Origin of the sequence: Brevibacillus brevis, from assembly GCF_031583145.1 — a bacterium.
Taxonomy (GTDB): Bacteria; Bacillota; Bacilli; order Brevibacillales; family Brevibacillaceae; genus Brevibacillus; species Brevibacillus brevis_E.
Map to the genome: position 1 here is coordinate 282,501 of NZ_CP134050.1, position 14,021 is coordinate 296,521.

9 protein-coding genes, 10 tRNA genes and 1 rRNA gene (1 of these 20 only partly in view) are annotated in these 14,021 nt (G+C 53.2%); 19 read left to right on the forward strand and 1 reads right to left on the reverse strand.

The window, feature by feature from the left end:
- From RGB73_RS01660 to rocF, 12 genes are all read left to right on the forward strand, one after another.
- Positions 1 to 2,471: ribosomal RNA gene (locus RGB73_RS01660) — 23S ribosomal RNA — on the forward strand; it begins 457 nt to the left of the window's first position.
- Positions 2,472 to 2,527: 56 nt separating this feature from the next.
- Positions 2,528 to 2,603, forward strand: a tRNA-Asn gene (locus tag RGB73_RS01665).
- A gap of 7 nt (positions 2,604 to 2,610) precedes the next feature.
- Positions 2,611 to 2,686, forward strand: a tRNA-Thr gene (locus RGB73_RS01670).
- A gap of 15 nt (positions 2,687 to 2,701) precedes the next feature.
- A tRNA-Glu gene (locus RGB73_RS01675) sits at positions 2,702 to 2,778 on the forward strand.
- A gap of 71 nt (positions 2,779 to 2,849) precedes the next feature.
- A tRNA-Val gene (locus RGB73_RS01680) sits at positions 2,850 to 2,925 on the forward strand.
- Positions 2,926 to 2,939: 14 nt separating this feature from the next.
- A tRNA-Tyr gene (locus RGB73_RS01685) sits at positions 2,940 to 3,024 on the forward strand.
- 59 nt (positions 3,025 to 3,083) lie between these two features.
- Positions 3,084 to 3,158, forward strand: a tRNA-Gln gene (locus RGB73_RS01690).
- 7 nt (positions 3,159 to 3,165) lie between these two features.
- A tRNA-Lys gene (locus tag RGB73_RS01695) sits at positions 3,166 to 3,241 on the forward strand.
- Positions 3,242 to 3,265: 24 nt separating this feature from the next.
- A tRNA-Arg gene (locus RGB73_RS01700) sits at positions 3,266 to 3,339 on the forward strand.
- A gap of 46 nt (positions 3,340 to 3,385) precedes the next feature.
- Positions 3,386 to 3,462 (forward strand) — tRNA-Pro (locus RGB73_RS01705).
- Between the two features lie 7 nt (positions 3,463 to 3,469).
- Positions 3,470 to 3,543, forward strand: a tRNA-Gly gene (locus RGB73_RS01710).
- A gap of 175 nt (positions 3,544 to 3,718) precedes the next feature.
- A complete protein-coding gene (gene rocF / locus RGB73_RS01715) occupies positions 3,719 to 4,615 on the forward strand; it encodes an arginase (RefSeq protein ID WP_310768450.1) in 897 nt (298 codons plus the stop codon).
- A 96-nt stretch (positions 4,616 to 4,711) separates the two neighbouring features.
- On the opposite strand, the gene RGB73_RS01720 is transcribed toward rocF, so the two are convergent.
- The gene (locus RGB73_RS01720; protein ID WP_310768451.1) at positions 4,712 to 4,870 is read right to left on the reverse strand and encodes a Spo0E family sporulation regulatory protein-aspartic acid phosphatase; all 159 of its coding nucleotides are present in this window, start codon (positions 4,868 to 4,870) and stop codon (positions 4,712 to 4,714) included.
- Positions 4,871 to 5,039: 169 nt separating this feature from the next.
- Here RGB73_RS01720 and sigW point away from each other — a divergent pair, with 169 nt between their 5' ends.
- The 7 genes from sigW (at position 5,040) to RGB73_RS01755 (ending at position 14,019) form a co-directional block, all read left to right on the forward strand.
- On the forward strand, positions 5,040 to 5,603 hold the full coding sequence (gene sigW, locus RGB73_RS01725; RefSeq protein WP_310768454.1) for an RNA polymerase sigma factor SigW: 564 nt from the start codon (positions 5,040 to 5,042) through the stop codon (positions 5,601 to 5,603).
- 17 nt (positions 5,604 to 5,620) lie between these two features.
- Positions 5,621 to 6,244, forward strand: coding sequence for a zf-HC2 domain-containing protein (locus tag RGB73_RS01730; RefSeq protein ID WP_310768456.1), 624 nt, complete (start codon positions 5,621 to 5,623; stop codon positions 6,242 to 6,244).
- Between the two features lie 109 nt (positions 6,245 to 6,353).
- Positions 6,354 to 7,172: a diadenylate cyclase CdaA gene (cdaA, locus tag RGB73_RS01735; RefSeq protein WP_310768459.1), complete on the forward strand. Its 819-nt coding sequence runs from the start codon at positions 6,354 to 6,356 to the stop codon at positions 7,170 to 7,172.
- Positions 7,165 to 8,412, forward strand: a complete 1,248-nt coding sequence (locus tag RGB73_RS01740; protein WP_310768461.1) for a CdaR family protein — start codon at positions 7,165 to 7,167, stop codon at positions 8,410 to 8,412. The genes cdaA and RGB73_RS01740 overlap by 8 nt, the downstream gene beginning before the upstream one ends.
- 43 nt (positions 8,413 to 8,455) lie before the next feature.
- Positions 8,456 to 9,802, forward strand: coding sequence for a phosphoglucosamine mutase (glmM, locus tag RGB73_RS01745; protein ID WP_310768462.1), 1,347 nt, complete (start codon positions 8,456 to 8,458; stop codon positions 9,800 to 9,802).
- Positions 9,803 to 10,280: 478 nt separating this feature from the next.
- Positions 10,281 to 12,113: a glutamine--fructose-6-phosphate transaminase (isomerizing) gene (glmS, locus tag RGB73_RS01750; RefSeq protein ID WP_310768464.1), complete on the forward strand. Its 1,833-nt coding sequence runs from the start codon at positions 10,281 to 10,283 to the stop codon at positions 12,111 to 12,113.
- A 571-nt stretch (positions 12,114 to 12,684) separates the two neighbouring features.
- Positions 12,685 to 14,019: an APC family permease gene (locus tag RGB73_RS01755; RefSeq protein WP_310768466.1), complete on the forward strand. Its 1,335-nt coding sequence runs from the start codon at positions 12,685 to 12,687 to the stop codon at positions 14,017 to 14,019.
- Positions 14,020 to 14,021 lie beyond the last annotated feature (2 nt).

Consider the following 14,021-nt stretch of genomic DNA (forward strand, 5'->3'; position numbering starts at 1 on the left):
ACCATCTGCTAAGGCTAAATACTACCTAGCGACCGATAGTGAACCAGTACCGTGAGGGAAAGGTGAAAAGCACCCCGGGAGGGGAGTGAAATAGTACCTGAAACCGTGTGCTTACAAATAGTCGGAGCCCGTTAAAAGGGTGACGGCGTGCCTTTTGTAGAATGAACCGGCGAGTTACGGTAGCGTGCGAGGTTAAGTCGAAGAGACGGAGCCGCAGCGAAAGCGAGTCTGAATAGGGCGCAAGTACGTTGCCGTAGACCCGAAACCGTGTGATCTAGCCATGTCCAGGGTGAAGGTAGGGTAACACCTACTGGAGGCCCGAACCCACGCACGTTGAAAAGTGCGGGGATGAGGTGTGGCTAGCGGTGAAATTCCAATCGAACTCGGAGATAGCTGGTTCTCCCCGAAATAGCTTTAGGGCTAGCCTCGGAATAAGAGTCTTGGAGGTAGAGCACTGATTGGGCTAGGGGCCCTCATCGGGTTACCGAACTCAGTCAAACTCCGAATGCCAATGACTTATGTCCGGGAGTCAGACGGTGAGTGCTAAGATCCATCGTCAAAAGGGAAACAGCCCAGACCATCAGCTAAGGTCCCCAAGTATACGTTAAGTGGGAAACGATGTGGAGTTGCCCAGACAACCAGGATGTTGGCTTAGAAGCAGCCACCATTTAAAGAGTGCGTAATAGCTCACTGGTCGAGTGACTCTGCGCGGAAAATGTAACGGGGCTAAACGTATCACCGAAGCTATGGCAGTCCTTACGGACTGGGTAGGGGAGCGTTCCAAGCAGCAGTGAAGCCGTACTGGAAAGAGCGGTGGAGCGCTTGGAAGTGAGAATGCCGGTGTAAGTAGCGAAAAGACAAGTGAGAATCTTGTCCACCGAAAGCCTAAGGGTTCCTGGGGAAGGCTCGTCCTCCCAGGGTTAGTCGGGACCTAAGCTGAGGCCGAAAGGCGTAGGCGATGGACAACAGGTTGATATTCCTGTACCACCTCTGTTCCGCTTGAGCAATGGCGTGACGCAGGAGGATAGGGTGAGCGGCCTACTGGATGGCCGTCCAAGCAGTGAGCCTGGTGTGTAGGCAAATCCGCACACCGTAAGGGCAAGCTGTGATGGCGAGGGAAATTTTAGTACCGAAGTCCCTGATTTCACACTGCCAAGAAAAGCGTCTAGCGAGGAACAAGGTGCCCGTACCGCAAACCGACACAGGTAGGCGAGGAGAGAATCCTAAGGTGCGCGGGATAACTCTTGCTAAGGAACTCGGCAAAATGGCCCCGTAACTTCGGGAGAAGGGGCGCCCCGGTAGGGTTTATAGCCCGAGGGGGCCGCAGTGAAAAGGCCCAAGCGACTGTTTAGCAAAAACACAGGTCTCTGCGAAGCCGCAAGGCGAAGTATAGGGGCTGACGCCTGCCCGGTGCTGGAAGGTTAAGGGGATGAGTTAGCGCAAGCGAAGCTTTGAACCGAAGCCCCAGTAAACGGCGGCCGTAACTATAACGGTCCTAAGGTAGCGAAATTCCTTGTCGGGTAAGTTCCGACCCGCACGAAAGGCGTAACGACTTGGGCGCTGTCTCGGCAAGAGACCCGGTGAAATCATAATACCTGTGAAGATGCAGGTTACCCGCGACAAGACGGAAAGACCCCATGGAGCTTTACTGTAGCCTGGTATTGGAACTTTGTGCATCATGTACAGGATAGGTGGGAAGCTGAGAAGCAGGGGCGCCAGCCTCTGTGGAGCTGTCGGTGGGATACCACCCTTGATGTACGGAGTTTCTAACTCGTCGCCCTCATCGGGCGAGAGGACCATGCCAGGTGGGCAGTTTGACTGGGGCGGTCGCCTCCCAAAAGGTAACGGAGGCGCCCAAAGGTTCCCTCAGAATGGTCGGAAATCATTCGTAGAGTGTAAAGGCAGAAGGGAGCTTGACTGCGAGACCTACAAGTCGAGCAGGGACGAAAGTCGGGCTTAGTGATCCGGTGGTTCCGCATGGAAGGGCCATCGCTCAACGGATAAAAGCTACCCTGGGGATAACAGGCTTATCTCCCCCAAGAGTCCACATCGACGGGGAGGTTTGGCACCTCGATGTCGGCTCATCGCATCCTGGGGCTGAAGTAGGTCCCAAGGGTTGGGCTGTTCGCCCATTAAAGCGGTACGCGAGCTGGGTTCAGAACGTCGTGAGACAGTTCGGTCCCTATCTGTCGCGGGCGCAGGAAGTTTGAGGAGAGCTGTCCTTAGTACGAGAGGACCGGGATGGACGCACCGCTGGTGCACCAGTTGTCACGCCAGTGGCACAGCTGGGTAGCTATGTGCGGACGGGATAAGCGCTGAAAGCATCTAAGCGTGAAGCCCCCTCCAAGATGAGACTTCCCACAGCGTTAAGCTGGTAAGACCCCTCATAGACGATGAGGTTGATAGGTTCGGTGTGGAAGCGCGGCAACGCGTGGAGCTGACGAATACTAATCGGTCGAGGGCTTATCCACACAATCCTTTCATACATGCGTATTCAGTTTTGAAGGAATGAATGATCCTTCAACGTTCCTCGGTAGCTCAGTTGGTAGAGCAATCGGCTGTTAACCGATCGGTCGGCGGTTCGAGTCCGTCCCGAGGAGCCATACCGATGCTCCTGTAGCTCAGTCGGTAGAGCGTTTCCATGGTAAGGAAGAGGTCGCAGGTTCGATTCCTGTCGGGAGCACCAGAAACAAAACCTTATGGCCCGTTGGTGAAGCGGTTTAACACAGCAGCCTTTCACGCTGTCATACAGGGGTTCGAATCCCCTACGGGTCACCATAAAACACCCCACAAAGCGAAGCGGATATCACCGAATTCTTTGCGGGGGGCCCAACAACAAGTTGGGATCTGGAGGCTTAGCTCAGCTGGGAGAGCATCTGCCTTACAAGCAGAGGGTCGGCGGTTCGATCCCGTCAGCCTCCACCACTTAAGTTGGATACGGGGAGATAGCGAAGTGGCTAAACGCGGCAGACTGTAAATCTGCTCCCTCTGGGTTCGGCGGTTCGAATCCGTCTCTCCCCACCATTTTTCAACCGGACATTATTGAGCAGACCTCGTTTGGGGAATGCTTATTTTTAGGACGGTGGGGTATAGCCAAGCGGTAAGGCAACGGACTTTGACTCCGTCATTCCTAGGTTCGAATCCTAGTACCCCAGCCATTTGCACGAGCCATTAGCTCAGTTGGTAGAGCATCTGACTTTTAATCAGAGGGTCGAAGGTTCGAGTCCTTCATGGCTCACCAGTATTTTCCTACACAACCAAACATGTGCCCTTAGCTCAGCTGGATAGAGCGTTTGACTACGAATCAAAAGGTCGGGAGTTCGAATCTCTCAGGGCACGCTTTCCTTTCAACAACAGCTTTGTTTCAGGAATATGATAAAGTAATCGGGAAGTAGCTCAGCTTGGTAGAGTACTTGGCTTGGGACCAAGGGGTCGCAGGTTCGAATCCTGTCTTCCCGACCACGTTTTTGCGGGTGTAGTTCAATGGTAGAACCCCAGCCTTCCAAGCTGGTCGCGTGGGTTCGATTCCCATCACCCGCTCCATCGAAGTGAAGAGAAAACGAGCAGCTAGAAATGCTGCTCGTTTTTTTGTTTTCTTTGGCTTGCCTGGGCAAAGCAGGTTATTTATGCAAGATCTTGTCGAGTTGAGTCAATTCCCTTTTCGAGGCTACAATAAAGCTATTGAAGCTGAATTGGTCTTAGGGAAGGGGTCACATAAATGAACAAAAACATCAGTATTGTGGGAGTACCCATGGATCTAGGTGCAGACCGTCGCGGAGTGGATATGGGGCCGAGCGCCATTCGTTACGCGGGAGTGGTAGCGCGTTTGGAGCAGATGGGGATAGACATTCAGGATCGGGGAGATATCCAGGTCGCGCGTCCCCATCTGTTCACGGAAACCGAAAATCATAAATATCTGGATGAAGTAGTGGAAGCCAATGAAAAGCTGGCCGCTGTTGTAAGCGATATCATGGAGGAAGGCAGATTTCCTCTCGTCCTTGGTGGCGACCACAGCATCGCGCTGGGTACGGTAGCAGGGGTAGCCAAGCATGTGAAAAACTTGGGCGTCATCTGGTTTGACGCGCATGGCGACTTGAACACGGGCGAGACTTCGCCGTCAGGCAATATTCACGGAATGCCCCTTGCAGCCAGCCTGGGCTTCGGCCATAAGCGGCTGGTGAATATCGGGGGTTTCACGCCCAAGCTGAAGCCGGAGAACGTCGTGATTATCGGCGCGCGCGATCTGGATAAGGGCGAGCGGGAGTTGATCAAGCGCATCGGGATGAAAGTCTTTACGATGCACGAAATCGACAAGCTGGGGATGGCTCGGGTCATGGAAGAGGCGATCGAACATGTCTCGAAGAATACGGATGGCGTGCACTTGAGTCTCGATCTGGACGGACTGGACCCGCATGATGCTCCGGGTGTAGGGACTCCGGTCATCGGCGGCATTTCGTACCGGGAAGGACACGTATCTCTGGAAATGCTGGCGGATGCCGATGTCCTGTGTTCCGCTGAGTTTGTCGAGGTAAACCCCATCCTGGACAGTGAGAATCGTACGGCTCGCGTAGCAGTAGCGTTGATGAGCTCGGCGTTCGGGGACAAACTGCTCTAAACCCACAACCGAAGAGAGAAACAAAAAGAGAGGCGAAAATGGCCTCTCTTTTTTGTGTTTCCTCATCTTTACATCGCTGGAGGAAAACAGTACATTCTAAGGATGGAGGTGCAGCTTATTTAGCAGAAGGTCCAGCTTTACGCTCAGCTCCAACAACTCGGGAGTAATGGATGACTGTACCTTGTATTGATCGTTCAGCTCTTTGCGCAGCTTTTCGATCTGGAGGAGAACATCTTTTTTTGACAATTGTCCCACTCTCCTTTACAGCGTCAGGGTAAAAGGGCTACTATCACTACTATATTGTGAGCCAAGTTACGCTTATTCCTGTAATTCCCAACAAATTACCTGAACAAACATGAGATAGAAACGAAACCATTTGAAGGATCATCCGTATATAGGATTACGGTATTGTGGGGAGGATCGCATGGAGTTTGTAGAGAAACGGTTGACTCAACGAGCAAAGCGCGGGGATCGCGAGGCCTTTGCAGAGTTGATCGAGATTTATAAAGACAAGATATTTCAGCTGGCGTATCGGATGGTGGGAAACCGCCAGGACGCGGAAGATATTGCGCAGGAGACCTTCCTGCGGGTATATGCCAATTTGCATACGTACGATGAAAGCTACAAGTTCTCGACCTGGATCTACCGTATTGCGACCAATTTATGTATTGACCGCGGCCGGAAGAAGCGGCCGGATTTTTCATTAGACGAAGAGACGGAGCCAGGGCAAGGCATGGACTGGTACTCGCGGTTGTCTTCGAACGAGGGTACGCCTGAGGAGAAATTGGTCACGCAGGAGCTGCAGGAGACGGTACAGGACGCTTTGTCCCATTTGCAGCCGAAATACCGTTCAATCATGATCCTGCGCTATATCGAAGATCTGTCTCTGCAGGAGATTAGCGATATTGTGAAACTGCCTGTGACGACCATCAAAACGCGGATTCACCGTGGGCGGGAAGCCTTGCGCAGCAAGTTGCGACTGATGTGAGAAAGGAGAAAATCAAGATGGAATGCCGGGAAATGATTATCCTCATTCATGAATATCTGGATGGAGACACTGACGAGCTTGCCAATCAGCATTTGCAAATGCACATGAAAACCTGTGCAAGCTGCCGCCAGCATATGCACGAATTGCAGCGGGCCATCGCCTTTGTGCAAAGTGCTTCACATATTCACGTTTCTCCTGATTTTACGGCGCGCGTACTCGCCCAATTGCCGGCTGAGACCAAGAAAAATCTGCTTTCGGGCTGGCTGAGAAGACATCCGTTCCTCACAGCAGCGGCTGTTTTTCTCTTTTTGATGACGGGCAGCTTGTGCGCCAACTGGTTTGATCGGGACAACATCCTGCAAGTTTCTTCCGCCAATATGGACAAATTGAAAATAGATCGAGAGCGAAATGTTGTCGTCGTTCCTGCCGGGACCAGCATCGACGGAGATCTGGTCGTCCGAAACGGGAATGTCGAGGTGCAGGGCCAGGTACACGGCAATGTAGTCGCGATCGAAGGAAAAGTGTTTGTTGCCTCGACTGCTCAGGTGGCGGGAAATACGGAATCGATCGAAGCCATCGTGGATTGGATCTGGTATGAGGTGAAAAATATTGGAAATGACTTGCTTCCGATCTTGCCATAAGAGAAAATAGAGAGTACAGCTATCAACAGCACGGCAGTGGAGCCGTGCTTTTTCCGCAGGGAGATAGAGTGGACTTCAATGAGGTGGAGCGAGATATGGGGGCTTCGTTATGATATCGTTGGATTATGGGGATTTGCTACGGTATGGTACGGACATTTTGCTCGTGACATACGTGATTTATAAAATCATTATGCTCATACGCGGTACGCGCGCAGTACAATTGCTGAAGGGGATCATGGTCATCGTGATCACCTGGCTCCTCAGCAAATACTTTCAGCTCACGACGTTGCACTGGTTGATGTCACAGGCCTTTACCTTCGGGGTGCTGGCAGTGGTCATCATCTTCCAGCCCGAGCTGCGGCGCGCTCTTGAACAGTTGGGCCGGGGGAAGCTCTTTTCCCGTTCCAGCACCATTCAGGACGACGACATGGTGAATCGTCTGGTGCAAGAGGTATGCAAATCGATCACGTACATGGCGAAGCGGCGGATTGGTGCCTTGATCGTCATCGAGCGTGAAACGGGCCTGAATGATTATGTGGAAACGGGCATCGCGATCAATGGGCGCGTCAGCTCGGAGCTGTTGATCAACATTTTCATCCCGAATACGCCGCTCCACGACGGGGCTGTCATCATGCGCAAGGACGTCGTGCTCGCGGCTGCCTGTTATTTGCCGCTGTCCGAAAACAACTCCATTTCTAAAGAGTTGGGGACGCGCCATCGCGCTGCCATCGGTGTGAGCGAGGTTTCCGACGGCATGTCCATCATCGTTTCCGAGGAGACGGGACAAGTTTCGTATGCCGCGCACGGCGAGATGAAGCGCAACCTGACGGAGGAGCAGCTGGCAGAACTGTTGACAGAGCAGCTCCAGCCTCAATCGAAGGGCAAATCCATGGGCAGTCGTTGGCAATGGAGGCGAAAACATGGATAAATGGTTGAATAGTCATTGGTTTGCCCGCGCGGTAGCCCTGCTTTTGGCTGTCATGATGTGGATGGTCGTCAATCTGGAGACAGAGCCGTCGACCACTCCCGAAGCAAGTCAGCCAGTTTTTATTGATGGGGTCACCTTGCATGTCAAATACGATACGGACCGTTTCCAGGTGGTCAAACAGCCGAGAACGGTCAAAGTCGCGCTGGAAAGCAGCAATCCGTTTTACCGCCACAACTTTTTTCCTACGGACTCGATGGAGGTCTATGTCGATGCGACAGGGCTGGGCAAGGGAACGCACAAAGTCCCGGTTCAGTACAAGGGCTTTCCGGATGAGGTGAAAGTCGGGATCATCCCGAATACCGTGGAAATTACGCTGGAAGAGAAGAAGACGGTAGAGCGGGAAGTCAACGTGGAGATGCTGGGGGTAGTGGCACCCGGGTACACGGCCGGGGAGCCGATTGTAAAACCGTTCCGGGCGCTTGTGAGGGTGCCGGAGAGCCAGGTCGATAAAGTGGCTGCCGTGAAGGCTTCCGTCGATCTGGAAGGAGCGACATCGGCGATCAAGACGACGGTTCCGCTGAAAGTGGTGGACAAGTCGGGGAACGTGATTCAAGGGGCTGACGTCGTACCGCTCACGGTGGAAGTCAACATCCCTGTCACCAGTCCGTTCGCCAAGGTGCCGATCAAATTAAACTTGACGAATGAAATGCCAAATGGATATAGTTTGGCTAGTGTGGACATGAATGTGGATGAAGTGACCGTGTTCGGACCAAAAGAGGTCATCGACGCGATGAAAGCGGGAACCTACCCTGGTCCGGAGATCGATTTGAGCAACATTACATCAGATAACGTATTAGAGCTAAAGATACCGGTATTGGATAACATCGTGAAAGTAGAACCGGAGTATTTGAAAGTGTCGTTGAAAGTTGTGCCTTCGACAACCAAACGTTTGGAGAAGATTCCGATCCGCATCAGCGGGCTGTCGGAAAACGTGCAAGCCAAAGTGCTATCGACGGAAGGCCAGGAGATCTCTACGATTGACTTCGATGCCGTAGGGGCGGCGCAGATCTTGGGTCAGCTGCGGCCGGAAGACTTGCAGGTCGTGGCCGATGTAAGCAACATGCCGGCCGGGGTGTATGAGGTAGCGTTGAACTACATCTTCAACCAATCCGATTACATCAAGCCGGGAGCCAATGCTCCCAAGAAGGTCACCGTAGAAATCACGAACAAGCAAAGGTAGACATAAGCTGTTGTGTGCACAAGGAAGGAAATGAGGGACAAACATGGGGAAGTATTTCGGAACTGACGGTGTACGCGGTGTGGCAAACGCTCAGCTGACACCCGAACTGGCATTTAAAATCGGACGCGTAGGCGGTTATGTTCTCACAAGACACAAGCAGGAAGGCAAGCCAAAAGTCGTGATCGGGCGCGATACGCGCATTTCCGGTCAGATGCTGGAAAACTCGCTGCTGGCAGGACTGCTGTCGGTCGGAGCAGAAGTAGTCAGATTGGGTGTCATCTCTACATCGGGCGTCGCGTATCTCACGCGTGCGCTTGGAGCAGATGCGGGTGTCATGATTTCCGCCTCGCACAACCCGTTTCCGGATAACGGCATCAAGTTCTTCGGCAGCAACGGCTTCAAACTGTCGGATGAAGTGGAAGCAGAAATTGAACAATACCTGGATGCCACGGATGATACGCTTCCTCGGCCGACGGGTGAACAGATCGGGACGGTACTGGAGTTTTTGGAGGGAGGACAAAAATACCTCTCTCACCTGAAGAGTACTGTCACCGAGCGATTTGACGGCTTGAAGGTCGTACTGGATTGCGCCAACGGGGCAGTGTCTTCCCTGGCCGCTCGCCTGTTTGCGGATGTGGACGCGGAAGTCATCACGATCGGCGCCAATCCGAACGGGGTCAACATCAACGATCAGTGTGGCTCTACGCATCCGGAACGCGTACAGGAAGAAGTACTGAAGCATAAAGCGGATCTGGGGCTCTCCTTTGACGGAGACGCCGATCGCTGCATCGCGGTAGACGAGACCGGCGAAATCATCGACGGCGACTACATCATGGCGATTTGCGCGCGCGCCTTGAAAGCGAAAGGGAAGCTGAACAACAACACGGTTGTGACGACTGTGATGGCCAATATGGGCTTTTTCAAAGGGATGGAGGAATGCTCCATCAACACCACCAAAACAGCTGTAGGAGACCGCTACGTCGTCGAAGAGATGCTCCGCGGCGGCTACAACCTGGGTGGCGAGCAGTCCGGCCACATCGTCTTCCTGGACTACAACACGACGGGAGACGGTCTGCTGACGGGTCTTCAGCTCCTGAACATCGTCAAGGAAACGGGCAAGCCTTTGTCCGAGCTGAAAAAGATCATGGTGAAATACCCGCAGCTGCTGGTCAATGTAAGGGTAGAAGATAAGTCCAAGCTGAATGGCAACGAGGCGATCGAGCAGGCGATTCGTGCGGTCGAGGAAGAATTGGCCGGAAATGGACGGGTGCTGGTGCGTCCATCCGGTACCGAGCCGATCGTGCGCGTCATGGCGGAAGGGCCGGATGCGGCTCAACTGGAAGGTCTGGTGCACCGGATCGTCGACGTCGTCAAACAGGAGCTTGTGTAAAAAATACGCGAGGGGGAGTGGTGCCATACCGCTCCTCTTTGCATAACAGTATATGACAAAGATCTGATTGTCGGCTTTCGCCAGATGTGGTAAAGTGATCATGTGCATCTGGAAAGCACACAATCAATTGGTGGAAAGGGAGGGGAGACAGCGGTAGGCACTGAGCATCAACTACTCACGCAGCACATTGTCGTAAAGCGCCAGCACTGCGGCTGAACGGAAAAAAGCCCAGTGGACGAGGTGGAGGTTTATCGAAGCATTCGGCGGATACCTCCCGGCAGCAGTATCACTGCCGTGGAGCGCAAGTACAAATCACGGGAGCAATCCGGTGGACAAAAGCTTGCGCGTGATACGATTCATCGTCAATGGACCGTAAACAACAAACGTGAATATAAAATAAATGGAATGGCGGGGGCACACCCCCGTACATTGGCATTGGGTTGTGTCCCCGTCTACATGTGGAAGGGGATCATCACTTATGTGCGGTATCGTTGGATATATTGGAAATAAACAAGCGCAAGACATTATCATCGGGGGCCTTCGCAAGCTGGAGTATCGCGGCTACGATTCGGCGGGGATCGCGGTATTGAACGAGAAGGGACTGGAGCTGGATAAGGCACAGGGCCGTCTGGCTGTGCTGGAAGAGCGTCTGGAATCCCATCCGTTGGGCGGTTTCATGGGGATCGGGCATACGCGCTGGGCGACACACGGAAAGCCGTCTGACGAAAACTCTCACCCTCACACAGACGCAAAGCAAGCCTTCGCTGTCGTGCACAACGGGATCATCGAGAACTTCCTGCCGATCAAAGAAGAGCTGCTGAGCAAAGGCTATACGTTTACCTCCGAGACCGATACAGAGGTCATCGCTCACTTGCTGGCAGACATGTACGACGGCGACATCGTTTCCACCGCCCGCAAAGCGGTGCAGCGCATGCGTGGTGCCTACGCGCTGGGAATCATGACCGAGCATGAGCCGGATAAACTGGTGGCGGTTCGTCTGGCAAGCCCACTGGTTGTCGGTGTAGGCGATGGCGAGAGCTTTATCGGATCGGACATCCCTGCGATTCTGGAGCATACGCGTGACGTGTACATTTTGAACGAGGGCGAAATGGCTGTGCTGACCAGAGGCGGCGTCGAGCTGATGGACGCTGAGACTGGGGAAAAGATCGAGCGGGAGCTGTTCCACGTAGAGTGGGACATGGTAACGGCGGAAAAAGGCGGCTATGATTCGTTTATGCTCAAGGAGATCCACGAGCAGCCGCAAGCCGTCCGCGAAACCATGGGCGCACGCATCGACCAAGAGCACAAGCGCGTGATCTTGCCTGAGCTGAAAATGAGCAACGCGGACCTGGCGAAATACGATCGCATCTACATCGTGGCGTGCGGTACATCCATGCACGCCGGACTGGTCGGGAAAGATGTGATCGAGAAGTGGACCCGCGTCCCGGTGGAAGTCGCTGTCGCGTCGGAGTTCCGTTACCGCGACCCGATCTACACGGACAACACCCTGATGATCGTGATCAGCCAATCCGGGGAAACGGCAGACACGCTGGCGGCTCTGCGTGAAGCGAAGAAGAGCAACGTCACCGTCCTGGCTATCACCAACGTGGTGGGAAGCTCCGTAGCCCGCGAAGCAGATGAAGTTCTTTTCACGTGGGCAGGTCCGGAAGTAGCGGTAGCCTCCACCAAGGCGTACACGTCCCAAGTCGTCGCCCTGTACTTGTTCGCCCTCTATCTGGCACAGGTAAAAGGCACGCTGGCAGCGGCTGAGGTAGCCGAAGTTGTGGATCATCTGCAGGACATCCCGGCGAAAATCGCTTCGCTGCTGGAGGACGCCGAGCAGGTCCGCCGCTTCGCGGAGAGCACCAAAGGCGTGAACAGCTTGTTCTTTATCGGGCGCAGCCTCGACTACGCTGTCTCGCTGGAAGGCTCCCTGAAGCTGAAGGAGATCTCGTACATCCACTCCGAGGCGTACCCTGCGGGCGAGCTGAAGCACGGCACCCTTGCGCTGATTGAAGATAACGTACCGGTAGTCGCATTGGCTACCCAACCGGACATTTACGAAAAAATGGTGAGCAACATCGTGGAGGTCAAAGCCCGCGGCGCACGCGTGCTGGGCTTTGCGATCGAAGGCGATACCGATCTGGCCAAGAGCGTCGACGAGGTCATCTACCTGCCGTCCACGCTGCCGATGCTGACACCGATTTTGACCGTCATTCCATTGCAGCTGCTTTCCTATTTCGCTTCCGTAGCTCGCGGCCTGGACGTGGATAAACCGCGGAACCTGGCGAAGAGCGTGACGGTGGAGTAAGGCGACTGGCTGGTTAGCGAGTTGTGTTCACGAAAATCGGAAACCGAAAAACAAAACAGGAAACTGACCTGGAATTCTCAAACTTCCGACTGATACAGTAAAATTCGACGCAACCTCCATGGTTGCGTCTTTTTTAAAAGCGAAAAGATACATTGGGATCAATCACAGGTCCTCCAATGTCTTCGGAACGCACGCCACTACAGCCACTTTCCCGACAGCCCGCAGGCACGCCTATCGATAGGCGTGTCTTTTCTGATGAAGAAGGATTTGCCGAGAGCATTGAAAAATTAAATCGGGTTCACCCAAGCGCATCAATACACTTACCTGGTTTGCCGTACGGATGTGTGAACTCGTTCTTCAGATGGACCTACGCAAGATATGCGGGCGGTTTGAGCGGACAAGCGACCCAATCCTTCCCAATCGTCACCTTGGAGTATACTCCGTGCTTTTATTGAAAACGGTCCATAATGGGCGATTGCCCTGTAGGTAGGTCCACCCACTACTATAGAGCCTGAAAAAGTGAAAGCGCTGACATTTTTGTTTTCAACTATTCGAAAGGGAGGAAAGCGTATTGCAAAACACTCGCTTGGAACGTACGTTGACGCTTGCACCGCTTGTTTTGTTCGGGATCTCTTTTATGGCGCTGGGCACAGTATTCAGCACGTATGGAATCGCTGCCCAACTGACGAAAGGGATGGTGCCCGCCGCTTACATTCTGGCATTAGTTGCGATGCTTTTCACAGCACTTAGCTACGGCAAGATGGCCCAGGCATACCCGATTTCCGGCTCGGCGTACACGTACGCCCAAAGGTCAATCTCTCCATCGATCGGCTTCATGGTGGGCTGGAGTATTCTGGTTGACTACCTGTTTATCCCGATGGTCAATTACCTGGTTTTTGCCAGCTTTATGAATGCCGCATTTCCGGCGGTGCCCGAATATGTATGGATCTTGCTGATGCTCGTGATCGTTACGGGAATCAACGTCAGGGGCATCAAGCTGGCAGCCCGTGTCAATCTTCTGATCAATCTTTGCGCGATTCTGTTTATCGTGACATTTTGCTTTTTTTCGATCAGGCACATTGTGACGAATCAAAGCGTCTTCCATCTGTTTTCGATGTCTCCGTTCTTCCAGCAAGGAGCTGGCTTCTCCACGATCATTGCAGGCGCATCCCTCCTTTGCTTTTCCTTTTTGGGCTTCGATTCGATTACGACATTTGCAGAAGAAGTAAAGAACCCAGAAAAAACACTCCCGCGAGCCGTGTTGATCGTGACGATGGTCGGCGGCCTCATTTTCATTCTCGTGTCGTACCTGTCTCAAATCGTCTATCCTGATTATGCCTCGTTTCCCGATCCCGATTCTGCTGCGTTTGTCGTGATTCAAAACGTGGGGGGAGACTTTTTGGCCACCTTCGCTATCGTGATGGTCACTACCGGTACTTTTGGCTCTGCAATGGTTTCCCATGCCAGCGTCGGACGCCTGCTTTATTCGATGGGACGAGATGGCGTGCTGCCACGGAAGATGTTTGGCTATCTGCATCCCATCTGGAAAACGCCCATTGTCAACCTCTTGCTCGTAAGTCTGATCGGCTTGTCGGCCCTGTTTATGACGCTGGGAATGGCGGCATCGCTCATCAACTTCGGCGCTTTTCTTGCGTTTAGTTGTGTGAATATTTGCGTTATTATGCACTTTTATATCCGTAAAAAGGATCGCGCGGGCTGGAGCCTGTTCCGCACTCTGCTTTTTCCGATCATGGGGACCGTGATGGATCTTTATCTGTTAAGCAGTCTGGACTCCTATTCGCTTTTGCTTGGAATCATCTGGTTTTGCATCGGCTTCATCTATCTCCTTGTTTTGACAAAGTGCTTCAGGCAAAAGCCGCCACAAATGGAGATCGATGCAGCCTAATT

Excerpts from the sequence above, each read along its gene's own strand:
- rocF (WP_310768450.1), top strand. The coding sequence starts at position 3,719 with ATGAACAAAAACATCAGTATTGTGGGAGTACCCATGGATCTAGGTGCA.
- sigW (WP_310768454.1), top strand. The coding sequence starts at position 5,040 with ATGGAGTTTGTAGAGAAACGGTTGACTCAACGAGCAAAGCGCGGGGAT.
- RGB73_RS01730 (WP_310768456.1), top strand. The coding sequence starts at position 5,621 with ATGGAATGCCGGGAAATGATTATCCTCATTCATGAATATCTGGATGGA.
- cdaA (WP_310768459.1), top strand. The coding sequence starts at position 6,354 with ATGATATCGTTGGATTATGGGGATTTGCTACGGTATGGTACGGACATT.
- RGB73_RS01740 (WP_310768461.1), top strand. The coding sequence starts at position 7,165 with ATGGATAAATGGTTGAATAGTCATTGGTTTGCCCGCGCGGTAGCCCTG.
- glmM (WP_310768462.1), top strand. The coding sequence starts at position 8,456 with ATGGGGAAGTATTTCGGAACTGACGGTGTACGCGGTGTGGCAAACGCT.
- glmS (WP_310768464.1), top strand. The coding sequence starts at position 10,281 with ATGTGCGGTATCGTTGGATATATTGGAAATAAACAAGCGCAAGACATT.